At 71.8% G+C, this 24,340-nt stretch carries 16 protein-coding genes and 1 pseudogene; 1 reads left to right on the top strand and 16 read right to left on the bottom strand.

Annotation, left to right across the window (positions count from 1 at the left end):
* Positions 1-258 precede the first annotated feature (258 nt).
* The 6 genes from JJQ90_RS07660 to JJQ90_RS07635 are packed head-to-tail and all read right to left on the bottom strand — an operon-like array spanning position 259 to position 7,285.
* Positions 259-1,332 carry a mandelate racemase/muconate lactonizing enzyme family protein gene (locus tag JJQ90_RS07660; protein WP_216874080.1) on the bottom strand — a complete coding sequence of 358 codons (1,074 nt, stop codon included), beginning with the start codon at positions 1,330-1,332 and terminating at the stop codon, positions 259-261.
* A gap of 32 nt (positions 1,333-1,364) precedes the next feature.
* A complete protein-coding gene (locus tag JJQ90_RS07655) occupies positions 1,365-2,225 on the bottom strand; it encodes a tellurite resistance TerB family protein (protein WP_230410480.1) in 861 nt (286 codons plus the stop codon).
* On the bottom strand, positions 2,225-2,947 hold the full coding sequence (locus JJQ90_RS07650; protein WP_216874078.1) for a phytanoyl-CoA dioxygenase family protein: 723 nt from the start codon (positions 2,945-2,947) through the stop codon (positions 2,225-2,227). Before JJQ90_RS07650 ends, JJQ90_RS07655 begins: the two co-directional genes overlap by 1 nt.
* Before the next feature lie 3 nt (positions 2,948-2,950).
* Positions 2,951-3,685: a hypothetical protein gene (locus tag JJQ90_RS07645; RefSeq protein ID WP_216874076.1), complete on the bottom strand. Its 735-nt coding sequence runs from the start codon at positions 3,683-3,685 to the stop codon at positions 2,951-2,953.
* Complete coding sequence (locus JJQ90_RS07640; RefSeq protein ID WP_216874074.1) at positions 3,682-6,192, bottom strand: ATP-binding cassette domain-containing protein; 2,511 nt, start codon at positions 6,190-6,192, stop codon at positions 3,682-3,684. Before JJQ90_RS07640 ends, JJQ90_RS07645 begins: the two co-directional genes overlap by 4 nt.
* Before the next feature lie 4 nt (positions 6,193-6,196).
* Positions 6,197-7,285, bottom strand: a complete 1,089-nt coding sequence (locus JJQ90_RS07635; RefSeq protein ID WP_329959402.1) for an ABC transporter permease subunit — start codon at positions 7,283-7,285, stop codon at positions 6,197-6,199.
* Between the two features lie 87 nt (positions 7,286-7,372).
* Here JJQ90_RS07635 and JJQ90_RS07630 point away from each other — a divergent pair, with 87 nt between their 5' ends.
* Positions 7,373-9,121: an extracellular solute-binding protein gene (locus JJQ90_RS07630; protein ID WP_216874072.1), complete on the top strand. Its 1,749-nt coding sequence runs from the start codon at positions 7,373-7,375 to the stop codon at positions 9,119-9,121.
* A gap of 40 nt (positions 9,122-9,161) precedes the next feature.
* On the opposite strand, the gene JJQ90_RS07625 is transcribed toward JJQ90_RS07630, so the two are convergent.
* From JJQ90_RS07625 to JJQ90_RS27710, 10 genes and pseudogenes are all read right to left on the bottom strand, one after another.
* Positions 9,162-11,465 (bottom strand): TonB-dependent hemoglobin/transferrin/lactoferrin family receptor, encoded by a 2,304-nt coding sequence (locus tag JJQ90_RS07625; RefSeq protein WP_216874070.1) that lies wholly within the window; start codon positions 11,463-11,465, stop codon positions 9,162-9,164.
* Positions 11,466-11,607: 142 nt separating this feature from the next.
* Positions 11,608-14,889, bottom strand: a complete 3,282-nt coding sequence (locus JJQ90_RS07620) for an error-prone DNA polymerase (RefSeq protein ID WP_230410478.1) — start codon at positions 14,887-14,889, stop codon at positions 11,608-11,610.
* On the bottom strand, positions 14,886-16,394 hold the full coding sequence (locus JJQ90_RS26865; protein ID WP_230410477.1) for a Y-family DNA polymerase: 1,509 nt from the start codon (positions 16,392-16,394) through the stop codon (positions 14,886-14,888). The genes JJQ90_RS07620 and JJQ90_RS26865 overlap by 4 nt, the downstream gene beginning before the upstream one ends.
* Positions 16,391-17,161, bottom strand: coding sequence for an ImuA family protein (locus JJQ90_RS07615; protein WP_216874066.1), 771 nt, complete (start codon positions 17,159-17,161; stop codon positions 16,391-16,393). The genes JJQ90_RS26865 and JJQ90_RS07615 overlap by 4 nt, the downstream gene beginning before the upstream one ends.
* Before the next feature lie 84 nt (positions 17,162-17,245).
* Positions 17,246-18,952: a hypothetical protein gene (locus JJQ90_RS07610; RefSeq protein ID WP_216874064.1), complete on the bottom strand. Its 1,707-nt coding sequence runs from the start codon at positions 18,950-18,952 to the stop codon at positions 17,246-17,248.
* On the bottom strand, positions 18,943-20,034 hold the full coding sequence (locus JJQ90_RS07605; protein ID WP_216874062.1) for a protein-glutamate methylesterase/protein-glutamine glutaminase: 1,092 nt from the start codon (positions 20,032-20,034) through the stop codon (positions 18,943-18,945). The genes JJQ90_RS07610 and JJQ90_RS07605 overlap by 10 nt, the downstream gene beginning before the upstream one ends.
* Complete coding sequence (locus JJQ90_RS07600) at positions 20,031-20,879, bottom strand: CheR family methyltransferase (RefSeq protein WP_216874060.1); 849 nt, start codon at positions 20,877-20,879, stop codon at positions 20,031-20,033. The genes JJQ90_RS07605 and JJQ90_RS07600 overlap by 4 nt, the downstream gene beginning before the upstream one ends.
* Positions 20,880-20,885: 6 nt before the next feature.
* Positions 20,886-21,368 carry a chemotaxis protein CheW gene (locus tag JJQ90_RS07595; RefSeq protein WP_216874058.1) on the bottom strand — a complete coding sequence of 161 codons (483 nt, stop codon included), beginning with the start codon at positions 21,366-21,368 and terminating at the stop codon, positions 20,886-20,888.
* 15 nt (positions 21,369-21,383) lie between these two features.
* The gene (locus JJQ90_RS07590) at positions 21,384-23,198 is read right to left on the bottom strand and encodes a methyl-accepting chemotaxis protein (RefSeq protein ID WP_216874056.1); all 1,815 of its coding nucleotides are present in this window, start codon (positions 23,196-23,198) and stop codon (positions 21,384-21,386) included.
* A gap of 310 nt (positions 23,199-23,508) precedes the next feature.
* Positions 23,509-24,312: pseudogene (locus JJQ90_RS27710) on the bottom strand (methyl-accepting chemotaxis protein); the annotation flags it as partial.
* Positions 24,313-24,340: the final 28 nt, after the last annotated feature.

The raw sequence follows: 24,340 nt of genomic DNA, 5'->3' as shown, positions 1-24,340 counted from the left end.
GGCGCCCCCTCCGGGGGCTTGGAATTTTATGACCCTCATGCGCCGGGCGCCGGCTCCGCCGGCTTGGCTGCGCGCCACCTGGCGCGGCGCCCATTCGGGCGCTCGGCCAGCTTCGCCGGCCGCAGGATATTTCCAGTCCCTCATGCGCCGGGCGCCGGCTCCGCCGGCTTGGCTGCGCGCCACTTGGCGCGGCGCCCATTCGGGCGCTTGGCCAGCTTCGCCCGCCGCAGGTGAGGCTTTTCCGGCATTGGCTGGCACCTATCCGATGGCGGGTTCCAGCCCCAGCCCGGGGGCCTGGGGCACGGCGATGGCGCCATCCCGCACGCACAGTTCCGGATAGGGCGGCGCTGCGAGATCGGCAAAATAGATTTCGAGCGGCGCGGCCCGGGGCCAGGCCGCCAGCAGATGCAGCGTGGCCAGCAGCCCCGGCCCGAAATAGGGCGCATGCGGCACCACCGCCACGCCGGCCTTCGCCGCCAGCCCGGCCACCGCCATCAGGCCGGAGACGCCGCCATGCTTGGTGATGCTGGGCTGCGCCACATCCACCGCGCCGGCCGCGAACAACCGCGCGAAATCCGGCACGCCGCCCAGATTCTCCCCGGCCGAGATCGGCACCCCGGCCTCCCGCCGCAGCGTGGCGAGGCTGCCGAAATCCTCCGGCGGCCAGACCGGCTCCTCGACCCAGCCGATATGCAGGTCGCGCACGGCGGCGCAGAAATCGCGCGCGTCGGCCAGCTCATCGAAGGCGCAGTTGATATCGAGCATCAGCGGCACCTCGGCCGGCGCCACTGCCCGGGCCGCGCGGATGCAGGCGATGTCCACCTCATGCAGCTTGATCTGGCGATAGCCGCGCCGCACCGCCTCCGCCACGTTGCGCCCCACATCGGCGGCCACGCCATAGCGCAGCAGGCTGGCATAGGCCGGCACGCTGGGCCTTGCCGCATCGCCCAGCAGCGCATGCAAGGGCAGGCCGCGCGCCTTCGCCGCGATGTCCCACAAGGCGATGTCGATGGCCGCCAGCGCGAAACTCACCGGCCCGTTGCGGCCGTAATTGTGGAAGCGGCGCGCCAGCATGGCGCCGAGCCCGGCGATGTCGCCGGCATCCTGGCCGATACAGGCAGGCGCGACCAGCCGGTCCACCGCATCCCGCGTGGTGCCGGCCAGGGAGAAGCCGAACCCCTCCCCCCAGCCATGCAGGCCATCCTCGGTCTCGACGCGCACCAGCAGCGTCTCGATCTCCCGCAGCCGCAGATTGCCGCCGCTGGTCTGGGCGCCCGCCCCATAGGTGAAGGGGCTGCGGTGCAGATGGGTCGTGACGCGCGCGATCTTCATGCCGGCATCATGCCAGCACGGCGCCGCCCCGCCTATGCGGCGGGCGCGGCCTCTGCCTGCCGGTCGAGATGCGCCACGAGGTCCGGCGGCAGTTGCAGCCGGTGCGCCAGCGCCTGGAGATAGGCGCGCTCCGCCGGATGGTCCGGATCCACCGCGAGGCGGGAGATCAGGTAGATCTCGCTGGCCTGTTCCTGCGTCTTCGCGGCGGCCACCACCTCCGTCACGCCGATGCCCTGGTCGATGGCGTCGAAGACGAAGGCCTTGGCCTCCGGGTCCAGCCCGGCCTTTTCCACCTGGGCGAAGATGCGGCCGCGCTCCTCCCCGTCGATATGGCCATCGGCGCGGGCGGCGCCGATCATGGCGCGGATCAGGGCGAGTTCGAAGGCCTCGCCAGTCGCCGCCGGGCTGGCGCCGGGCAGGAAGCGGGGCTCCACCGCCGCGGCGTCCTGCGCGGTGGCGGGCGGCGCGGTGGCGGGGGCCTGGCCGGCCTGCCAGTTCTGCCAGGCACGATGCGCCAGCGCGCCGAGCACCGCCGCGCCACCATGGCTGAGCAAGCCACCGCCGCGCCGGAAGCCCTTGCCGCCCAGCAGCATCCCGGCCAGGCCGCCCGCGGCGGCGCCGCCGGCGAAGCCGCCCATGCCGCCCGTGCGGTTCAGCATCTGCCGCGCCGCATCAGCCAGCCCGCCGCCGGCACCGCCGGGGGAGGTCCAGGGGGAGGGTGCCTGGCCGGAGGGGGGCGCCGCCGGCGGCTGGGCACCCGGCTGGGCGCCCCAGGGCGAGGCGGATTGGCCACCGCTGCCGGTGCCGAGGAAACGGTCGAGGAGAGCCTTGGGGTCGATCATGCCCCGGATGTTGCGATGGGCGATGCGTGGTGCAAGACGCCCGACGCTCATCAACCCGTCAGCCAGCGCCCGGGGCGCGCCAGCGATGTGGGCGGGCGGCCGGTCTGGCTTTCCCGGTTGCGCAGGACCAGCGGATCGTCCCGCCTTCCCCATTGCACGATCAGGTTGCGGCGCGGTGTGGCGGAGCGGTTCGGCGCGCCGCCATGCAGCACCCGGGCATGGATCAGCACCAGCCCGCCCCTGGGCACCCGTGGCACCACCGCCGGCCGGCTGGCGCCGCGATGCGAGCCGGGCCGGAAGGCGGTGCCGCCATTGGCCGGGCGCATGCCGTCCAGGCAGATCATGGCGCGCAGGAAGGCGCCACGCCGGCTCGGCATGTAGCGGTTGGTGGCGTCCCGGTGCCAGGCGATGCCGCTGCCGAAGCCCGCCGCCTTGGCGGTGACATTGGCGAAGTGGAAGGCGAGCCTTTCGCTGCCCAGCGCCCGCGACACGGCGGCGATGACGCGGGGATGCGCCACCGCCGCCGAAAAGGCCGGATGCAGCCGGCCGGGCTCGCCGAGGATGAAGATGGCGTCCCGCCCCTCCGGCAGCGCCATGCCGCGCTGGCTTTCCCTCAGGGCGGATTCCATGACGCAGCGACCGCGTTCAGCCGGGCTCAGCGCGCGCCGGTCCAGCCTTCCCAGAAGCGCCCGCAGCCGGTCCTGCAAGGCCGCCGGCGGGCCGGGCAACACCGCGAAACCGTCGCGCCGGAACCGCAGCAGCGCCGCCCGCATGGCTCAGCCGAAGCTGGCCAGGGCTGCTTCCGCCGCCGCATCCAGCGGCCGGAGCACCAGCCCGGTTTCCGCCCCCTGCGCATCCAGCGCCGCCAGCCCGGCCTCCGTCCGGCGGAAGCCGGTGACGGAGCCGCCGCGCAGATGCAGGTGGAAGTCCGGGCGGATGATATTGGCGTAGCCCATCACCCCCTTCACCTCCTCCACCTGGCCGCGCCAGACCTGGCGGGCGCCGGCCTCGCCGAAGCCGATCTCCACCTGGCCGCCGCTGTCGCGCAGCGCCTCCAGCGCCGCATTGCCGGCATCGGCCTCGGGCTGCTGGTCCGTGGGCGGCAGGTCGGGGCGCGGTGGCGACTCCAGCACCGTGCCGACATGGGCGCGCACGGCTTCGTCGTAGAGTTCGGCGCCGTCCATCGCGGTGACCGACATCAGCGTCACATCCGCCGCATCCTTGAATTCGAAGCGCGGATAGGATTTGCCGCGCATGGTGCTGCTGCGGTCGCCGATCACGCGCACCACGCGGGCCAGCGCCAGTTCCGAATCATGCTGCTCGCCCTGGATGCGCAGCGTCTCCGCCGTGCAGGGCGCGGCCGCGATCACGCCGATACGCTCATGCGTGGTGCCGCCGCCGCTGATGCCGACCATGGCGCGGCCGATCGCCGGCAGCATCGCCGCCACCTCCTCCAGGCTGGCCTCCAGCAGGAAGCGTTTCGGCAGGGTGTCGGGGGTGGTCTCGCTCATGGGGTCGTCTCCAGTTGGGGTGTTGGGCGGTGCAGCACCCGGAAGCCGGCGATGCGGCCGGCGGCCAGGCGCAATTCCTCATCCGCCAGGGCGGCGACCACGCGCGGATCGTGGGTCACCAGCAGGCAGGCGAAACCGCGCGCGGATTGCAGCCGGGCGATCAGGGCCAGCACCTCGGCCTCCACGCTGCGATCGAGCGCGCTGGTCGGCTCGTCCAGGATCAGCACATCGGGTCCTGCGATCAGGGCGCGGGCGATGGCGACGCGCTGGCGCTGGCCGCCGGAGAGCGCGGCGGGCTTGCGCCCGGCCAGCGCCGGGTCCAGCCCGACCTCCGCCAGCGCCGACCGCACCCGCGCCGCCCGCAGGCGGGGGGAGAGGTTGGGCATGTGCAGCCGCAGCGGCTCGTCCAGGATGGCGCCGAGGGTCATGCGCGGGGACAGGCTGCCGGCCGGGTTCTGGAACACCACCTGCACCCGCCGCCGCCAGCCGCGCCCGGGTGGCAGGGGCTGGCCATCCAGCCGCACCTCGCCCTCCGAAGGCACCAGCCGCAGCAGCGCCAGCGCCAGCGAGGTCTTGCCGCAGCCGGAGGGGCCGGTGACGGCCAGGGTGCGGCCCGCATGCAGCGTCAGGTCCACCCCATCCAGCACCCGCGTGGCGCCGTACAGCAGGCCGATGCCGGATGCGGCGAGCACCGGGCGCCCGGCCGGCGGGGGGGAACGCGGCGGCGCGGCCTGGGGCCGCAGCAGCCGGCGCAGCGCCGGTTCCCGCGCCGTATCCAGATGGGCGACCGGCAGGTCGGCCAGGATGCGCCCGCCCTGCATCACCGCGACGCGGTCGGCCACGGCGCGCGCCGCGTCGATGTCGTGGGTTATCAGCAGCAGCGCCATGCCGAGCCGCCGACGCAGCCCGTCCAGCAATTCCAGCAACGCCCCGCGCAGCGCGGCATCGAGCGAGGCGGTGGGCTCGTCGGCGATCAGCAGCAGCGGTTCGCGGGCGATCGCCATGGCGATGACGGCGCGCTGCAACTGCCCGCCGGAGAACTGGTGCGGCAGGGCGCGCGGCCGCATCACCGGCTCCGGCAGGCCCACCATGCGCAGCAGCTCCGCCGCCCGGTCGCGCGCCGCGCGGGCGGAGAGGCCGGCGGTGGCGGCGGCTTCCGCCACCTGGCGCAGCACGGGCTGCAGCGGGTTGAAGGCGGCGCCGGGCTCCTGGAAGACCAGCCCGATGCGGTCCCGCAGCACCACCCGCCGCGCCGGCTCCGCCAGGCCCAGAAGCTGCTGCCCGGCGAGGCGGATGCTGCCCGCCAGCCGCGTCGCCTGCGGCGGCACCAGCCCGGCGATGGCCAGCCCGGTGACGGTCTTGCCGGAGCCGCTCTCCCCCAGCAGCGCCAGCGCCTGCCCGGCCGCGATGGTCAGGTCGACGCCGCGCAGCGCCTGGGTGGCGCCGAAATCCAGCTCCAGCCCGCGGATGTCCAGCAGCGCGTCGCCGGCCGGGGCCGGGCGAAGCTGCACCAGGCGGCGGGCCGGGGCGAGGCGCGGGTCCATCGCGTCGCGCAGCTTCTGGCCGACCAGCGTCACCAGCAGCAGCATGCCGCCCAGCGTGCCCACCGCCGCCGCCGCCAGCCAGGGCGCGTGCAGGTTGTTGCGCGCCTGCGCCAGCAGCTCGCCCAGCGAAGGCGTGCCCGGCGGCATGCCGAGGCCCAGCAGGTCCAGCCCCGCCAGCAGGGTCATCGACCCGGCCATCAGGAAGGGCGCGATGGACAGGGTCGGCGCCAGGGCATTGGGCAGTATGTGGTGGAAGATGATGCGCGGCGGCGCCGCCCCCATGGCCACGGCGGCGCGCACGAAGTCCTGCCCGCGCAGGCGCAGGAATTCCGCACGGGTCAGCCCGGCGATCCCCATCCACATGAACAGCGACAGCACCGCCGCCAGCACCCAGAGGTTCGGCGCGATGGCGCTGGCCAGCATCATCAGCAGGAACAGCAGCGGCACGCCGCCCCAGATCTCGGTCAGCCGCTGCAGCACCAGGTCGGTGATGCCGGCGAAATAGCCCTGGATGGCCCCCAGGGTGAGCCCGAAGACCAGGCTGAGCGCCGTGACCACCGCCCCGAAGCCGAGCGACAGCCGCAGCCCCCAGACCAGCCGCGCCAGCACGTCCCGCGACTGGTCATCCGTGCCCAGCCAATGCTGGCGGGAGGGCGGCGCGGGCGCGGCCTGCGGCAGGCCGGGCGCCACCGTATCCGGCGCGAAGCGGATCGGCGGCCAGATCTGCGTGGCGCCGCGCGCCTCCAGCAGCGCCTGCACCGCCGGGTCGTGGAAATCCGCCGGGATCGGCAGGCTGCCGCCCAGCGCGCGCTCGGTCGGCCGCCGCAGCGCCGGGGAGGATATGGCGCCGTCCAGCACCAGCAGCACCGGCCGGTCATTGGCGACGAATTCCGCCGGCAGCACCAGCAGCGCCACCAGCCCGAGCAGCAGCGCCGGCAGGCTGCGCCAGACGGGCCGCTTCACGGGGCTAGTTGCGGCGGCCATCGAAGCCGATACGCGGGTCGATCGCGACATAAAGCAGGTCCGAAGCCAGGTGCATCAGCAGCCCGAGCAGGGTGAACAGCCACAGCGTCCCGAAGATCACCGGAAAGTCGCGGCTGAGCGCGGCATCGATGCCGAGCAGGCCGAGGCCCTGCAGGCCGAACAGCGCCTCGATCAGCACCGCGCCGCTCGACAGCTCCATCAGCAGCGCGGCGGGCAGGCCGGCGGCGATGACCAGCATGGCGTTGCGGAAGACATGGCCGAACAGCACGCGGCGCGGCGCCAGCCCCTTGGCCTGGGCGAGCAGGACATAGGTCTTGCCCAGCTCCTCCAGGAACAGGTTGCGGGTCATCAGCGCGAGGGAGGAGTAGCCGGCGATCACCATGGCCGAGACCGGCAGCACCAGGTGCCACAGCCAGTCCAGCACCAGAAGCGGCCAGGACAGGCTGGCGGCATCGGCGGAAAGCAGCCCGCCGGCCGGGAACCACTGCCAGAAGCGGCCACCGGCAAAGACCACCAGCAGCACCACGGCGACCACCATGGCCGGCACCGCATGCAGCCCGACGGTGATGGCCGTGGCCATCCGGTCGAAGCGGCTGCCGCGCCGCACCGCCAGCGCGATGCCCAGCGGCACGGCGATGAGATAGGTGAACAGCATCGACCAGGCACCGAGGGAGGCGGTGACCGGCAACCTCTCCCACAGCAGCGTCACCACCGGCCGGTCGAGGAACAGCGACCGGCCGAGGTCGAAGGTCACCAGCCTCTGCAGCAACAGCCAGAAGCGTTCCAGTGGCGGCTTGTCGAAGCCGAACTGCCGCTCGATCTCCGCCACCAGGCGCGGGTCCATGCCCTCGCTGCCGCGGTAGCGCAAGGCGGGCTCCTGCGGCTCGTCGAAGGCCTGGGCGCCCAGCGCACGCTCCGCCGCATCCTGCACATCGCCGCCGAGCGTCGCGATCATATGCTCCACCGGCCCGCCCGGCGCGAGCTGGGCGACCATGAAGTTCAGGGCCACGATCGCCAGCAGCGTCGGCGGCACGAGAAGCAGGCGGCGGAGGATGTAGCGGTGCAGTTGCATCTTGCCCTGGAGCGGCGTTGGCCCTGATATATGCAAATGATTCGCAATTGCATATCCGCCTTCGGCGTCCTTCCCCTGTTTTTCGGCATGCCGGCCCCAGGGGCCGCGCAGGCACCACGCCACGACGCCGTGGCCGCGCATGCCGCCCCGGCCCTGCCCCCGGGCTTCACCCATTTCCCGCATGTGAATCCGGATGCACCCAAGGGCTGCACCCTGCGCATGGTGCAGCCCGGCACCTTCGACACGCTGAACCCCTTCACCCTGCGCGGCCGCATGGTGATGGGCGTCTGGACCTGGTCCTTCGATTCCCTGCTGATGGGCAATCCGGACGAGGCCCAGGCGGCCTATGGCCACCTCGCCGAAAGCTTCGAGATCGACGCGGAGGCGCGGCTGGTGCGCTTCACCCTGCGGCCGGAGGCGCGCTTCACCGATGGCAGCCCGATCACGGCCGATGACGTGGTCTTCACCGCCCAGACCCTGGGGCGGGAGGGCCGGCCGCATTTCCGCGCCCTGTTCGAACATGCCGATCCGGTGGCCGAATCGCCGCGCGTCGTGCGCTTCCGCCTGCCGCCCGGGGACCCGGCCAATGCGGTGCTGCGCCTCGGCGCCGTGCAGATCCTGCCGCGCCACTATTGGCAGGGGCGCGAATTCGGCGCGCTGACCATGGATGCGCCGCCCGGCAGCGGCCCCTATCGCGTGACGGAGGTGGATCCGGGCCGCCGCGTGGTCTTCGAGCGCAACCGCGACTGGTGGGCGCGCGACCTGCCGACGGCGCGCGGCCGCTGGAATTTCGACCGGATCGAGGTGACCTACCACCGCGACCGCATCGCCGCCTTCGAATCGCTGCTCGCCGGCAATGCCGACTGGATGATCGAGGCCGATACCCGGCGCTGGGCCGTGGGCTACGACACGCCCGCGGTGCGCGATGGCCGCATCCGCCGCGTCGAACAGCCGCATTGGTACATCACGGGCATGAACGGCTTCGGCTTCAACCTGCGCCGCGCGCGATTCGCCGATGCGCGGGTGCGGGAGGCGCTGACCACTCTGCTCGATTTCGAATGGGCCAATGCCGCGCTGTTCCATGAAAGCTTCCGGCGCACCGGCAGTTTTTTCGAGAATTCCGACCTCGCCGCGCAGGAGCCACCCGATGCGGCGGAGCGCGCATTGATGGCGGAATTTCCGGGGCTGTTTCCGCCCGAGGCTTTCGACCGTGCCTGGCAGCCGCCGCGCAGCGATGGCAGCGGCCGCGACCGCGCCATGCTGGAACGCGCCCTCGCCTTGCTCGACGCCGCCGGCTGGGCACCGCGGGAGGATGACGGCAGGCTGGTGCACAAGGAAACCGGCGAGCTCTTCAGCCTGTCGGTCCTGGCGCAGAGCAATGCGCAGCAGGCGCTGATCACCGTCTGGTTCCGCGCGCTGCGGCGCATCGGCATCAACCCGCGCTTCGAGATCCTGGACGCCTCCACCTTCGCCCAGCGCATCCGCGCGCGCGATTTCGACCTCGCCTTCCGCTTCACCATCCCGCCGGAATGGCCGGGGGCGGAGCAGCGCAACCTGTGGTCCTCGGAAGCCGCGTCACGCACGGGCAGCGGCAATCTCAGCGGCATCGCGAATCCGGCGCTGGATGCGCTGCTGGACCGGCTGGTGGCGGCGCCGGACCGCGACAGCCTGCGCAGCACGGCGCGGGTGCTGGACCGGGCGCTGCAATGGCAGTGGCTGGTGGTGCCGTCCTACTACAATCCGATGCGGCGACTGGCGGTTTCCGCCCGCTTCACCGCGCCACCCCAGCCGCCGCGCTTCGGCTATGGCGACGACGCCTGGTGGTGCCGCGATTGAGCATTGTGCCGGCGCCGCGATGCGGCGCCGGCCGGTCACCTCAGAAGGTGACGCGCGCGCCGAGCCGGAAGGTGCGGCCGGGCGCCACCTGAAGCTCGATCGGGTTCGTCGCCTTGGTCGCGTCGCTGGCGAATTCCGAACGGGTATAGGTGGTGCCGCCGGGGGCCAGCGGCAGGTAGCGCGTGTCGAGCAGATTGAAGATGCCGCCATTCAACTCGACATTCGGCAGCGGCCGCCAGGAGGCCAGCATGTCGAAGACCTGGTAGGACTTCGGCATGTAGAGCTGAGATGAACTCGCCTCCGTCACCTCCGCCGCATAGGTCCCGTTCAGGGTCACGCTGGTGCGCAGGTCGCGGTTGTCATAGGTGACGCCCGCCGTCGCCGTCAGCGGCCGCGCGCCATCGAAGGCGGTGCGCTGGGAGGTCGGCGTGGCGCGCTGGCGACCTTCCTGCCAGGAGGCCGCGCCATTCAGCGTCCAGTCGCGCGCGAAGCGCCAGGCACCGCTGAATTCCACACCCTGCACCGTCACCTCGCTGAGGTTCTGATAGGTCAGGTCGGCCGTGCCGGGGATGCTGACGAAGCTCTGGATGAAGTCCGTGTAGTCGGCGCGGAAGACGCCGAGGCTGGCATAGGCATTCGGAAGCTGCACGCGGATGCCGCCCTCCACGCTGCGCACTTCCTCCGGCCGCAGGTTGGCATTCGGCACCAGGTTGAAGGTGGTGCTGGGCAGGGAGGTATAGAGCTGCTCCGCCGTCGGCTGCTTGAAGCCCTCGCCGTAATTCGCATAGAGCGAGAAGACCTCGTCCAGCCGCCAGATGGCACCCAGCGCCAGCGACAGGTTGCTGTCATCCTGGTTGCGCGGCTCCGCGCCTGCCACCGGCTTGTAGTCCCCATCCGGGCGCGGGCTGATGCGCGTGGTGGAATAGCGCATGCCCGGCACCAGGGTCAGCCTTCCGCCGAACAGCGTGATCTCATCCTGCGCGAAGGCATCGAGGCGGCGCGTATCGGCATTGGCGAAGTTGAAGCCACCGGCCCGCGTCACCGTGCGCACACCGGTGTTCAGGTTGGTGGCGATGTCCTCCCGCTCATAATCCGTCTCCGTCGTGCTGGCGGAGACGCCATAGGTGAAGACGTGGCGCGTGCCGATCACGTTGAGGCTGGAGCTGAGCTGCAATTCGCCCTGCAGCACATTCTCGGAATAGGTCGTCCGGTCATAGGTGCTGGTGCGCTGGCCATTGGCGATCTGGCGCAGCCGCGTGCCGGTCCGCTCGATCTCCTGCGGCTGGTAGCCGGCCATGATGCGCACGGAATCGAGCCAGCCATATTCCGGGCGCCACTCCGCATCGGTGGAGAACAGGCCGCGATTGATCGCCTGGCGGCGCTGGTAGTCGAGGTTGGTGATGCCGCTGGTGGCCGAGGTCGGGCCGAGGTCGTAGCGCTGGTCCACATCCGTCGCGCGCTGCATCACATCGGCGGTGAAGCGCATGCGGAAGTTGGGCAATGGATCCCAGACGACACGCGCAAAGTAGTTGTCGGAAGCGATGTCGGTCGGGTTCAGCCGGTTGCAGGGCAAGGCGCCGGCGGCGGTGTTGCGCGTGCAGTTCCAGATGCCGTCGGGGGAGCGGGAATTGTTGCGCGAGGGCTCGCTGGCATCCCGCCTTTGATAGGAGAACATGGCCGAGTATTCCGCGGCGCGCGCCGCGACCGTCATGCGGCTTTGCAGGCTGTTGTCGAGCGAGGAGAAGCTGGTGCTCGCCTCGCCGCCCCAGCTCTGGCCGGGCTGGATATAGTCGGAGGGATTGCGGGTGATGTAGTTCACCACGCCGCCCAGCGCATCCGAGCCATAGAGCACCGAGCCCGGGCCGCGCACGACCTCGACACGGCTCATGTTCCAGGGATCGACCACGTCTCGGGTGTTGTCGGTGATGCGTTCGATGGTGCGGAAGCCGTCCACCACGGTCAGCACGCGGTTGCCGCCGACGCCGCGCACGGTGATGCCGCCGAGGCTGCCGAAGGGGTCGGTGCCGGTGGTCTGGCGGTTCACCGTGACGCCGGGGGTGTAGCGGAACACATCCTCCGCATTCCGCGCCATCTGCCGGTCCAGCTCGGCACCGGAGATGACATCGACGGTGGCCGGCGTGTCCATCAGCCGGCGCTCATTGCGCAGGCCCGTGGTGTTGACCGGCGGCAGCAGGGTGAGCGCCGGCACCCGCACCTCGCCCTCGGCGGGGGCGGTGCTGTCCTGGGCCAGGGCGGGGCTGACGGCAAAGGCGGCGACGGTGGCCAGCAGCAGGGCGCGCCAGGGGCGCGGGCGGTGGATGGGCAAGGCCTGTGGGAACGACATCGGAACTACCCCCTCGTGAAAGAGGCGGGATGCAAATGCGAATCATTATCATTGTCAACGCGCCGGGAGCGTCCCCTCCAAGTTTTGGAACGACCTGTTGCGCATATGTCGCCCGGCGCCGTGAAGGCGGCAGGGCCGACCCTCAGCGGAAATCCCGGCTTCCCGGCAGCCGTGCCTTCGGCCGTCGGCCGGCCGATTCCGGGCGCCGGACCTCGTCGGAATGGCCCAGATTGCGCTCCGCCCAGGCGGCGTCCCCCACCGGCGCCCGCAGCAACCCGTCCAGCAGGTCCGAACGATCCGTCAGCCGGCGGATGATGAGATGGGTGATCGGCACCTCCGCATGCTCCACCACCCGCTCCACCCACCCCTCCGCGATCAGCAGCCGGGCCTTGACCAAGGCGGCGCGGTGGCGGGCCGCCACATCGGTGAAGACGACCAGGTTCGCCACGCCGTGCTCATCCTCGATGGTGATGAAGATCACCCCCTTGGCCGAGCCCGGGCGCTGGCGCATCAGCACCAGCCCGCCGATGCGCAGCAGGGAACCGGGCCGCGCCGTCAGCAACTGGCGCGTATCGGCATGGCCCAGCGCCGTCAGTTCCGGCCGCAGCAGCGCCAGCGGATGCCGGCCCAGCGTCAGCCCGGTGGCGCGGTAATCTTCCACCACCCCCTCCCCCTCCGAAGGCGGGCGAAGCGCCACCGGCGCCTCCGGCATCAGCGGGGCTTCCTCCGCCAGCGGGTCGCGCGCGGCGGCGAACAGCGGCAGCGCCTGCGGCCCGCCGGCCACGCCCCGCGCCGCCCAGGCCGCCGGGCGCCGTGCCACGCCGAATCCGGCAAAGGCATCCGCCGCGGCCAGCGCATCCAGCGCGCGGCGCTCCACCCCGGCCCGCAGCGCCACCTCCTCCACACTGGCGAAGGGCGCGCCGTTATGGGCATCCCGCACCGCGAGGATCGCATCGGCATCCGTCCCGGCCAGGCCCGTCACCATCCGCAGGCCGAGTCGCAGCGCCAGGCCCTGGGCGCTGTCCGCGCGCGACTCCAGCGTGCAGTCCCAGGCGCTGGCATTGACGTCGATGGGCAGGATGGCGACGCCGTGTTCCCGCGCATCCCGCACGATCTGCGCCGGCGCGTAGAAGCCCATGGGCTGGCTGTTCAGCAGCGCGCAGGCGAAGACCGCCGGGTGGTGGCACTTCACCCAGGCCGAGGCATAGACCAGCAGGGCGAAGCTGGCGGCGTGGCTTTCGGGAAAGCCGTAGCTGCCGAAACCCTCGATCTGCTTGTAGACGCGCTCGGCGAAATCGCGCTGGTAGCCGCGCCGGACCATGCCGGAGACCAGCTTGTCGCGGTACTTCTCCACCTGCCCATGCGCCTTGAAGGTCGCCATGGCGCGGCGCAACTGGTCGGCCTCATCCGCCGAGAAGCCGGCGGCGACCATGGCGATGCGCATCGCCTGTTCCTGGAACAGCGGCACGCCCAGGGTCTTGTGGAGCACCTGCCGCAACTCATCGGGATCGCCACCCGCCGGGGCAGGATAGTCCGGCTCCTCCTCCCCGGAACGGCGGCGCAGATAGGGGTGCACCATGTCGCCGGCGATGGGGCCGGGGCGGACGATGGCGACCTCGATGACCAGGTCGTAGAACTTCTCCGGGCGCAGCCGTGGCAGCATGTTCATCTGCGCCCGGCTTTCCACCTGGAAGACGCCCACCGTATCGGCGCGGCGCAGCATGGCGTAGGTCTCGGGGCATTCGCGCGGCAGCGTGGCGAGATCGAGATCCAGCCGCGCATGGCCGCGCAGCAGGTCGAAGCCCCGGCGCAGGCAGGACAGCATGCCGAGCCCCAGCACATCCACCTTCAGGATGCCCAGCGCCTCCACATCGTCCTTGTCCCATTCCAGCACGGTGCGGTCCTGCATCGCCGCCTGGCCGACCACCGCCAGTTCCACCAAGGGCCCGCGGGTGATGACGAAGCCGCCGACATGGGTCGCGGCGTGGCGCGGGAAATCGACCAGTTCCCCGGCCAGTTCCATCGCCATGGCGAGGCGCGGATCGCGCGTGTCCAGCCCCTCCTCCGCCGCCAGCTCCGGCAATTCCCGCTCGCGGCCCGGCCCCCAGCTCGCCTTGGCGAGGCGCGCGGTGACGTCCTCGGTCAGGCCCAGCGCCTTGCCGACCTCGCGGATCGCGCTGCGGGCGCGGTAGCGGATGATGGTGCCGCAGATCGCCGCGCGGTCGCGGCCATAGCGCTGGTAGAGGTGCTGGATCACCTCCTCCCGCCGCTCATGCTCGAAGTCGATGTCGATATCGGGCGGCTCGCCCCGGCTGGCGGAGATGAAGCGCTCGAACAGCAGGTCGTGCTCCGCCGGATCGACGGCGGTGACGCCCAGCGCGTAGCACACCGCCGAATTCGCCGCCGAGCCGCGGCCCTGGCACAGGATCGGCGGGGTCTGCGCGCGGGCGAAACGCACGATCTCATGCACCGTCAGGAAATAGGGCGCGTAGCCGAGCTGTTCGATCAGCCGCAGCTCCTCCGCGATGCGGATGCGGACATGGTCCGGCACGCCATCCGGCCAGCGCGTTTCCATCGCGGCGGCGACCCGCGATTCCAGCGTCTGCTGCGGGCTGCGGCCTTCCTCCAGGATTTCGTCCGGATATTCGTAGCGAAGCTGGTCGAGCGAGAAGCCGGCGGTGGCGCGCAGCACCTCCAGCGTGTTCGACAGTGCCTGGGGATGGCGGGCGAAGAGCCGCGCGACTTCAGCGGGGGGCTTCAGATGGCGCTCGGCATTCGGCTCCGCCGCGCCGCCCAGCGCGGCGACGGGCCGGCCGAGCCGGATCGCGCTCAGCACATCCGCCAGCGGCCGGCGCGCGGGATCGTGGTAGCGGACATCGCCGGTGGCGAGCAGCGCGGGGCCGATGGCAGCCAGGCGGTCCAGCCGCGCCTGGTCGTCGCCGCGACAGGTGCAGGCCGCGGCCAGCAGCAGCGGCAGGGCCAGCTGCCCGCGCAGCGCCGCCGCATCCTCGCGCAGGCGCGCGGCGAAGGCAGCGTCGGGGTCCTCCGGCGGAATGGCGGCCAGCACCCAGCCGGTGGCGGCCTGCCGCATCGCGGCGCGGCTGATCCGCCCGGCATCCTTCGGCGCCGCCATCCGGGCTTCCGAGAGCAGCCGGGTCAGGCGGCCATAGCCGGCGCGGTCCGTCGGCCAGGCCAGGAATTCGCTGTCATCCTCCAACCGCAACCGGCAGCCGACGCGAAAGGGCAGCCCCTTCGCCTTCGCCGCGACATGGCCGCGCACCACGCCGGCCAGGGAATTGGTGTCGCAGATGCCGAGCCCGGCGAGGCCCAGCTCCGCCGCCCGCTCCACCAGTTCCTGCGGGTGGGAGGCACCATCGAGGAAAGAAAAATTCGACCGCGCCGCCAGTTCCGCATAGCCGGTCAAGGGAGATGCCCGTGCAGCATCCAGCGCGCGGCCTCCGGCGGGCCGGCGCGGAACAGCCAGAGCCGCGCGCCGCTGGCCAGCGCCACCTGGTGGTAGTCGCGCGCCACCCCCGGGCCGCGCCACCATTCCGGCTCCAGCCGCCTCGGCCCCTCCGCCCGCAGCACGGGATGAGGGCGGTTGCGCCAGCGCAGCAGCGCAGGCGGATCATCCGGCAGCAACGCCACCACCTCGATCGGCTGTGGCCGGCGCAGCAGCAGCACCGGCGCGTCGGGCCGGACCCAGCCCACCGGCATCTCGGGCATCGGCGCCAGCAGGGGCAGCGCCGCCACGCTGCGCTCCGGCCAGTGCCCATCGCGTGGCGCCAGGCGCCGCACCTTCACCCGCTGGCGCAGCCGGTCGAGCAACTGCGCCAGAAGCTGGGCCGCCGCCTCGTCCCGCCGGCCGCCAATGGCCAGGGCGGATTGCAGGCCGCCGCTCATCGGCTCGGTCACCCGCGCCTCCAACGCCATGCGCTCGAAGCCCAGGCCCGGTTCCAGCCGTTCCAGACGGTCCCGGAACAGGTGGCGCAGATGGGCGGGGGCGCGCAGCGGGGTGCCGGTGCCGATCGCCACCTCCTGCACCGCGCCATCCACCCGCCAGGCCATCAGCACCACCTGCCGCGCCCCCCGCCCCGCCGCCCGCAGCTTCGCGCAGAGCTGGTCCAGCAGCCGGTCGAGCAGCGCATCGATGGCGGTGCGGGTGATGATCGGCTCCACCAGGTCCCGCGCCGCGCCCAGATCGGGCGGCGACAGCACCGGGCGCAGCGGGGCGTGCCGCCGGCCGGCGAGGGCATCCAGCCGGTCCAGCAGATCCACCCCGAAGCGCCGGGCGAGGCCGGGGCGCGGCAGGCGTAAAAGATCCGCCACGGTCATCAGCCCCAGCCCCCCCAACTGTTCCAGCAGCGCCGGGTCCAGCCGCAGCGCCGGGGCGATGGAGAGCGGCCCCACCCATTCGGCCTCCGCCCCGCTGGGCGCCACCGGGCCATCCCCGTGGGCGCGGGCCAGGGCGCCGGCGGTGGCGGCGGCGCCGGCCACCGCGCCCCGCACCGCGAATCCGGCCCGCCACAGCCGCTCCTGCGCCTCCGCCAGAAGGGCCGCCTCCCCACCCCACAGATGGTCGCAGCCGGTGATGTCGAGCAGCAGCCCATCCGGCGCATCCAGCGCCGCCAGCGGCGTGTAGCGCCGGGCCCAGAGGGCGAGGCCCTCCAGCAGGCGCAGGTCGCCTTCCGGATCGGCGGGGCGCAGCAGCAGGTCCGGCGCGATGGCCTGGGCATCGGCCAGCGCCTGGCCCGGCCGCAGCCCGGCCGCCCAGGCCCGCAAATCCACGGCCGAGAGCAGGCGGCGCGGCCCCTGGCTGGCCCAGATGGCCAGCGGCACGTCCTGTGGCAGGTCGGGCTCCGCGCGGCGCAGCCGGTCTGTCGCGAAGGCGGGCAGGTGCAGTGCCAGGTAGCGACGCGGCGCGGTCATGCCGATTCGGCCTCCAGCGCCTCGGATTCGCGGTCGATCTGCCCAGCCGCGGCGCGCCAGGTGACGGTCCAGGGGCCGCCCGGCCGGCCACCGCGCTGCCGCAGCAATTCCAGCCGCCAGCAGGGATCGCCGATGCCCTGCCCGGCGCCCGCCGCATTCTGGGCCGCGATGCGCCAGCGGCTGGCGGCCACGCTGGGCGGCGGCTCCGCCATGTCCGGGCGCAGCAGCAGGCCGATGCCGCCCCCCGCCTCGGCGGCGAGTTGCAGGCGGCGGCTGGCGGTGAGGTCCAGCGCCTGCGCCGCCGGGTCGCCCGCCCAATCCGGCGCCAGCAGCACCCCGGCCACCGCCGGGCAGCGCAGCGCCTCCTCCATCGCCCAGAGTGCGTCGCTCCATTGCGCCGCGCGCAGCAGGATCAGGTTGGCCGGCAGCAGCCCGAATCGCGCCAGGCCGGGGGGCCAGGCGGTCAGCGCCTCCGCCCCGGCGCCGATCCACAGCACCGTGCCCCCGGCGCGGCCGAGCAGCATGGCGGCGAAGGCCGCACCGCAGCCGGGCTCGGCCGCCAGGATCTCATGCAGCGCCGCCCGCGCCAGGCCGCCGCCGGACAGGCCGAGACCCTCGCAGACCGGGATCGGGGCCGCCCCATGCCCTTCCCGCCCCGCCCCTTCCAGCCGCGCCACCCGCGCGCGCAGCGCCGCCAGCAGGGTCTGCTGGTCGATGCCCGGCGGGTCGGTATCGGGGGGCGCAATGGGGAGAGGGGGCGGCGGCATGGTCGGGAGAGTGGCCGAAGCCCTGGAACAAATCAAGAACTGTCGATGCGGGCCGGTCCCGCCTTCCCCGACTCGGCACGGGCCTCAGAACAGGATGTCGTCCAGCTCCGCCACCATCGGTTCCTCCAGCTCCGCGCCGAAGTCGCGGGCGATCTCCCGCTCCCGCGCCATGGTGTAGGGCACGGCATTCACCAGGCCGAGGCGTTCCCGCAGCAGTTCGGCACTCGCCACCGGCGCCCGCGGCCCGGGCAGCGCCTCCACCTCCGCCGCCGCATCGTGCAGCAGGCCGGGCAGCGCGGCGGCGCCGGCCAGGCCGGAGGACATGCCGGTCAGCGCATCGGCCACCTGCCCGCCATCCTGCCGCAGCCGCGCGATCGCGCCATCCATGTCGTCGCCCGCCCCCTGCAACCCGGCCAGGCCCTGCCGCAGCGCGCCGAGCGTGGTCTCCAGCGCCCCGGCCTGCGCCGCGCCGCCGGCCGCCATGATGCCATCGCCCGCTTCCAGCGCCGCCTCCAGCGCCACCGAAAGCGCCTGCACCCCTTCCGCCATCTGCCGGGCATGGCTGCGCAATTCGCGGGTGATCGCGGCCAGCGCGCGGCCCTTCTCGCCCAGGCGGGCGCATTTGAAGGCGGCGTTCAGCCCGGCCAGGCGCATATCCGTCTCGATCTCACGGATCGCGGCGAGGCCTGTCAGCAGGCCGCGCATCATCCCGTCGATGCCGGCCATGGCCGCATCGACCTGCCGCCGCCGGGCATGCCCCTCACCGAGCAGCGCGGTCGCCTCGTCCAGGTCGCGCCGCATGGCGGTGAGGAAGGACCCCTCGCCCCCGCCGCCAAACACCGCATCCCCGGTCGCGACCATGCCATGCGCCTGGTCCCCCAGCCGCGCCAGGGCTGTGGAGATGCGGGCAATCTCGGTGGACAGCGACTGCCCGGTGTCGCGCAACTGCGCCGCCTGCAAGGCGGCCGCGCGCGCGGCCAGCGCATCCCGCTCCGGCGGCGCCAGCCCGACGCACCAGGGCAGCGCGGCACCGCCGAGGCCTTCCGCCAACAGGCCGAGCGCATCCACCACATGTTCAATCCGCTGCCGCGTCGCATCGCCGACCTGCAGGGCCGAGACGGTGTCGGCCACGGCGGTGACGATGGACTGCCCCCGTTCCTGCACCGCCGCCGCCGCCTGCGCGGCGTCGCGCCGACGCGTGGCGACATGGCCGAGGCCGGTGGCGATCCGCTCCGCCACCTCCCGCAGCAGCGGGCCATGCTGGCGGGCGAAGCCAGCCTGGGCGGCGGCCACGCGCCGCAGCTCCGTCAGCGCCGCCGCATGCGCCTGTTCATAGCGCCGCACCGCGCCTTCGGAGATCTGCATCAGCGCGCGGATCTCCTCCGCGAAGCTGCTGAGGTCGCGGCTGGTGTCGATGATGCCGCTGCTGGCAATGGCGGAATTCAACGACAGCACGGACAGCCCGCGATTGATCCGCGCCAGGGTCGCGATGCAGGTGCCGACGCCGCCGAGCTTCACGGAAAGCGCCGACAGCCCCTCCCCCTCCTGCCGCAACTGATCCGACAGCGCCCGCATCGCGCCCGCCGCCTCGCCCAGCGTCGCGCCCGCGGCGGCAACAGCCTCGCCATCCAGCGTCTGGCGCAGCCCGTCGAAGCTCGCATTGATGTCGTTCAGCCGCGTCACCGCCTGGCCGAGCCGGTCACCGGCGGCCAGCAGTTCCACGTCCACCGGCGCGAAGGCCTCGTCCAGCCGGTGGCGCAGCCCGCGCAGCGCGGGAATTCTCAGGCCCATTGGCGGATATCCGCGATGGAGGTGGGGATGCGGTCCAGCGGAATGATGCGTTCCGCCCCGCCCAACGCGATCGCTTCCTTCGGCATGCCGAAGACGACGCAGCTTTCCTCATCCTGGGCGAAGGTGGTGGCGCCGGCCTTGCGCATTTCCAGCAATCCACGCGCGCCATCATCGCCCATGCCGGTCATGATGAAGCCGACGGCATTCGGCCCGGCATATTGCGCGGCGGAACGGAACAGCACATCGACCGAGGGCCGGTGGCGGGAGACCAGCGGGCCGTCCTTGATGGCCACGCAATACCGCGCGCCACTGCGATGCAGCAGCATATGGCGGTTGCCGGGGGCGATCAGCGCGCGGCCGGGCAGCACCGCATCGCCATCCTCCGCCTCCTTCACATCGATCCGGCACATGCCGTCCAGCCGGCGCGCGAAGGCCGCGGTGAAGCGTTCCGGCATATGCTGCACGATGACAATGCCGGGGCAGTCCACCGGCAGCGCCGTCAGCACCGCGGCCAGCGATTCCGTGCCGCCGGTGGAAGCGCCGATGCAGACCACGCGTTCCGTCGTGCGCGCCATGGCGCGGCTGCTGGGCGGCGGCAGCACCGCATCGGCGGTCAGCTTGCGTTCCACCACGCGTGATGGCAGATGCGCCGCCTGCCGCCCCGGCCGCACGCGGGATGCGGCGCGCACCGCGTCGCAGACGCGCACGGCGGATTCCTTCAGGAATTGCGCGCTGTCCAGCCGCGGCTTGGCGATGACCTCCACCGCGCCGGCATCCAGCGCCTGCAGCAACGTCTCCGACCCGCCCTCCGCCAGGGAGGAGCAGATGACCACCGGGATCGGCCGCTGCGCCATGATGCGGCGCAGGAAGGTGATGCCATCCATGCGCGGCATCTCGATGTCCAGGATCATCACATCCGGCACCTCCTGCTGGATGCGCTGCGCGGCGATGAAGGGGTCGGAGGCGGTGCCCATCAGCTCGATATCCGGTGCCTCCTCGATGATGCGGCTGAGCGCGGCGCGGACCGCGGCGCTGTCATCGACGATGAGCACGCGGATGGGGCGGCCGGCCAGGCGGGTCATGCGCCTTCTTCCTCACGCTGCCAGATGGTGGAGACGACGGCGCGCATCCCGGACAGACCGTTGCCGGCGGCGGTCTCGGAATGACCGACCAGCAGGAAGCCGCCGGGGCGCAGATGGCTGCAGAGCCGGGTGAGCACCGCATGCTGCGTCGGCCGGTCGAAATAGATCAGCACATTGCGGCAGAAGATGACGTCCACGTCGTGATCGACCGGATAGCGCGCATCCATCAGGTTCAGATGGCGGAAGCCGGTCACGGCCCGCAGTTCCGGCACGATCCGCAGCTCGTGGCACGACGGGTCGCGATGCCGCAGCGTGTAGCGGCGGCGCATCTCCACCGGCACCGGATGCAGCAGATCCTCGGGATAGACCGCGCGCCGCGCCGTCTCCACCACCTGGGTGGAGATGTCGGTGCCGAGGATGCGAAAGCTGAAGCTGGGCGTGGCGGCCTGGGCCATCTCCGCCAGCACCATGGCGATGGTATAGGCCTCCGCGCCGGTGGAGCTGGCGGCGCTCCAGATCTTCAACTGCCGGTCGGCGCGGCTGCGGCCGGCGAGAAGCCGCGGCACCGCCTGCTGTTCCAGGAAGGTGAAGTGCTCCGGCTCGCGGAAGAAGTCGGTCTTGTTGGTGGTGACCAGGTCGACGACATGCTGGTATTCCGTCTCCAGCAGCCCTTCCTCGAACAGCGCCCTGCAATAGGCATCGACCCCGCCCATGCCGAGGCCGCGTGCGCGCTTGCGCAGGCGGCCTTCCACCATGGTGCGCTTGGCGGCCGGCAGGCGGATGCCGACCTGTTCCTCGATCAGCCCGGCGACCTGCCGGAATCGTCGGTCGCTGAGTTCGTCCATGGACCCTCAGGCGGCCATCGGGGCTTCGGCGACGGCCAGCGCGGCCGGCGCCTCCGTGCCGATCAGGCGGGCGATGTCGAGCACGATGACGAAGCCGCCCGAGCGGCGGCCGATGCCGCGGATGCAGTCGGAGCGCCAGGGGCGGCCGATCTCGGGCGCCGGCTCCGAACGATCCTCGTCCAGCGCCGTCACCTCGAAGACGCGGTCCACCACCAGGCCGAGGCGCAGCGGGCGCCCGGCCAATGTGAGTTCCAGCACCAGGATGCGCGTGCCCTGGCTGGCGGGCACGGGTGGCAGGCCGAGCATGCTGCGCAGATCGACCACCGCCACGCTCTGCCCGCGCACATCGGTCAGGCCGAGCAGGCTGGCGGGCGCATGCGGCAGGCGTGCGATGGGGCGCAGGTCCAGGATTTCCTGGACATGGGCGACGGGGATCGCGAAGACCTCCTCCCCGACGCCGAGCGTGATGTACTGGCCGTGATCCGCCATGGATGCCTCCGCCCGTCAGTGGCGCTGGAATTCGGTGTCGAGCTGGTCGCCCGCGCCGGCCAGGTCGATGGCGAAGCCGCCGCCATTCAGCTTGCCATTGGCGTGCTTCACCGGCTTCTCCGGCGCCCGCTTCGGCGCGGCCTTCACCATCGGCCTGGACCGCGCGAAGTTGGCCGGACGCGCAGCCTGGATCGGGGCCGCGGGCTGGGCGTGATGCGTCTCCGAACCCAGGCGGAAATAGGCGATGGTGTTCTGCAGCACCTCGGCCTGGGTGGAGAGTTCCTCGGAGGTCGCGGAGACTTCCTCGGACGCGCTGGCGTTCTGCTGCGTCACCTTGTCGAGCTGCTGGATCGCCTGGTTGATCTGGCTGGCGCCGATATCCTGCTCGCGGCACGCCGCCGTGATCTCCTCCACCAGCTCCGCCGTGCGCTTGATGTCCGGCACCAGCCGCAGCAGCATGTCGCCCGCTTCCTGCGCCGTCTTCAGCGTGTTCGACGACAGCGTGCTGATCTCGCCCGCCGCCGCCTGGCTGCGTTCCGCCAGCTTGCGCACTTCGGAGGCCACGACGGCGAAGCCCTTGCCGTGTTCGCCGGCACGTGCCGCTTCCACCGCCGCGTTCAGCGCCAGCAGGTCGGTCTGGCGGGCGATTTCCTGCACGATGTTGATCTTCTCGGCGATGGACTGCATCGCCGCCACCGCCTGGCCCACCGCATCGCCGCTGCGCTGCGCATCCAGCGCCGACTGCCGCGCGATCTTTTCCGTCGTGCCGGCATTCTCGGCGTTCTGCTTGATGTTCGCGGCCATCTCTTCCATCGAGGAAGAGGCTTCCTCGGCCGAGGAGGCCTGTTCCGTCGCGCCCTGCGCCAGTTGCTCGGCGCTGGAGGACAGTTCCTGGCTGCCGGAGGAGACGTTCTGCGCCGCCGTCACGGCCTCGGAGACCACGCCGCGCAGCTTCTCCAGCATCCGCTCCAGCGCGATGCCCATCGTGTCCTTGTCGGACAGGCGCCTGGCCTGCACGGCCAGGTTGCCATTGGCGATCTCCTCCGCCACCGCGGCGGTGGCCTTCAGGCCTTCCGTCATGCGGGCCATGGAGTCGATCAGGTCCTTGATCTCGTCATTGGTCGAGACCTTGGCTTCCGCCGTCAGGTCACCGATCGCGACGGCATTCGCCACGCCCACGGCCAGGGCAAGACCGCGGCTGACGGACAGCGCGATCCACAGCGCGGCGCCGATGGCGATCAGCAAGGCCACGCCGGCGATGGACAGCAGCAGGGTGCGTGCCTGCTCATAAGTGGCGACCGCCTCGGCCTGCGCCGCGCGCGCCATGTCCTGGTTCAGCGAGACAATCTCCCCAAGACGATCCATCGCCTCCGTGACATGGCGCCGGCCGGCAGAGGTGGATATCGCCACGCCCTGCGCATTGTTGCCAGCCCGCACGAAGTCACGAATCTGGTCCTGCGCCTGGATGTACTGCTGCAACGCCGCGCGCGCGGCGACCCAGCGCGGCCGACCCGCTTCGGAGGCGACGCGGATCGCATCATCCATGGATTGGGTCAGCGCCTGGCGCCGCTGGTCCATCTCGCCCGCGAACTGGTCAATCGTGGCCCGGTCGGTCGAGACCAGCAGGTTCTTCTCCGCCCGCACCAGCAGCGCCATGTCGGTCTGCACGGTCTGGGAGCGCTGCACGCGGGGCACGGCGCCGTTCAGCACATCCTCCAGGGTCGTGTTCAGCGCGCCGAGGCTGCTGATGCCCAGCCCCACCATGCCTGCCATCAGCAGGATGACGAAGCCGAAGGCGGCAAAGAGTTTCGCCTTTACCGTGATACGCATGGTCCGAATCATCCTGTCTCGAGCGGTTTGGATGGAAGGGGTGGTCTCAGTGGCGCTGGAAGTCCGCATCCAGCGGATCGCCAGCGCCGGCCATGTCGATGGCGAAGCCGCCATTCAGCTTGCCACTGGTGGTGGGGCGCGCCGGGCGCCGCGTGGCGGGCTTCGCGAAATCCGCGACGCGCGCCACGCGGATCTGGCGTGGCGCCGGGGCCGTCCGGGGCACGGAGTTTGGCTTCGGCGCATCCTCCGCACCCAGGCGGAAGTAGGAGATCGTCGACTGCAGCACCTCGGCCTGGGTGGAGAGTTCCTCGGAAGTCGCGGAGACTTCCTCGGACGCGCTGGCGTTCTGCTGCGTCACCTTGTCGAGCTGCTGGATCGCCTGGTTGATCTGGCTGGCGCCGATATCCTGCTCGCGGCACGCCGCCGTGATCTCCTCCACCAGCTCCGCCGTGCGCTTGATGTCCGGCACCAGCCGCAGCAGCATGTCGCCCGCTTCCTGCGCCGTCTTCAGCGTATTGGACGACAACGTGCTGATCTCCCCCGCCGCCGCCTGGCTGCGTTCCGCCAGCTTGCGCACTTCGGAAGCCACGACAGCGAAGCCGCGACCATGTTCGCCGGCGCGCGCCGCTTCCACCGCCGCGTTCAGCGCCAGCAGGTCGGTCTGGCGGGCGATTTCCTGCACGATGTTGATCTTCTCGGCGATCGACTGCATCGCCGCCACCGCCTGGCCCACCGCATCGCCGCTGCGCTGCGCATCCAGCGCCGACTGGCGCGCGATCTTTTCCGTCTGGCCGGCATTGTCGGCGTTCTGCTTGATGTTCGCCGCCATCTCTTCCATCGAGGAAGATGCTTCCTCGGCCGAGGAGGCCTGTTCCGTCGCGCCCTGCGCCAGTTGCTCGGCGCTGGAGGACAGCTCCTGGCTGCCGGAGGACACATTCTGCGCCGCCGTCATCGCTTCCGTCACCACACCGCGCAGCCCCAGCGTCATGCGTTCCATGGCGGAGATCAGGTCCTTGATCTCGTCGTTGGAGTTCACCTGCGCATGGCGTGTCAGGTCGCCAGTGGCGATGGCATCCGCCAGCGTCACCGCCTTGGCCAGGCCACGGCTGATCGACAGCGCGATCCAGACCGCAGCCACCAGG

The sequence above is a fragment of the Falsiroseomonas oleicola genome (assembly GCF_019029495.1).
GTDB lineage: Bacteria > Pseudomonadota > Alphaproteobacteria > Acetobacterales > Acetobacteraceae > Falsiroseomonas > Falsiroseomonas oleicola.
The sequence above is the reverse complement of the archived record's forward strand: the minus strand, read 5'-3'. Positions and strand labels throughout refer to the sequence as shown.

Bases quoted from the DNA above. Each gene is read 5' to 3' on its own strand.
- JJQ90_RS07600 (WP_216874060.1), bottom strand. From the start codon at position 20,879: ATGGACGAACTCAGCGACCGACGATTCCGGCAGGTCGCCGGGCTGATC.
- JJQ90_RS07625 (WP_216874070.1), bottom strand. From the start codon at position 11,465: ATGTCGTTCCCACAGGCCTTGCCCATCCACCGCCCGCGCCCCTGGCGC.
- JJQ90_RS07590 (WP_216874056.1), bottom strand. From the start codon at position 23,198: ATGCGTATCACGGTAAAGGCGAAACTCTTTGCCGCCTTCGGCTTCGTC.
- JJQ90_RS07660 (WP_216874080.1), bottom strand. From the start codon at position 1,332: ATGAAGATCGCGCGCGTCACGACCCATCTGCACCGCAGCCCCTTCACC.
- JJQ90_RS07615 (WP_216874066.1), bottom strand. From the start codon at position 17,161: ATGCCGCCGCCCCCTCTCCCCATTGCGCCCCCCGATACCGACCCGCCG.
- JJQ90_RS07650 (WP_216874078.1), bottom strand. From the start codon at position 2,947: ATGCGGGCGGCGCTGCTGCGGTTCCGGCGCGACGGTTTCGCGGTGTTG.
- JJQ90_RS07595 (WP_216874058.1), bottom strand. From the start codon at position 21,368: ATGGCGGATCACGGCCAGTACATCACGCTCGGCGTCGGGGAGGAGGTC.
- JJQ90_RS07635 (WP_329959402.1), bottom strand. From the start codon at position 7,285: ATGCAACTGCACCGCTACATCCTCCGCCGCCTGCTTCTCGTGCCGCCG.
- JJQ90_RS26865 (WP_230410477.1), bottom strand. From the start codon at position 16,394: ATGACCGCGCCGCGTCGCTACCTGGCACTGCACCTGCCCGCCTTCGCG.
- JJQ90_RS07630 (WP_216874072.1), top strand. From the start codon at position 7,373: ATGCCGGCCCCAGGGGCCGCGCAGGCACCACGCCACGACGCCGTGGCC.
- JJQ90_RS07610 (WP_216874064.1), bottom strand. From the start codon at position 18,952: ATGGGCCTGAGAATTCCCGCGCTGCGCGGGCTGCGCCACCGGCTGGAC.
- JJQ90_RS07605 (WP_216874062.1), bottom strand. From the start codon at position 20,034: ATGACCCGCCTGGCCGGCCGCCCCATCCGCGTGCTCATCGTCGATGAC.
- JJQ90_RS07655 (WP_230410480.1), bottom strand. From the start codon at position 2,225: ATGAGCGTCGGGCGTCTTGCACCACGCATCGCCCATCGCAACATCCGG.
- JJQ90_RS07645 (WP_216874076.1), bottom strand. From the start codon at position 3,685: ATGAGCGAGACCACCCCCGACACCCTGCCGAAACGCTTCCTGCTGGAG.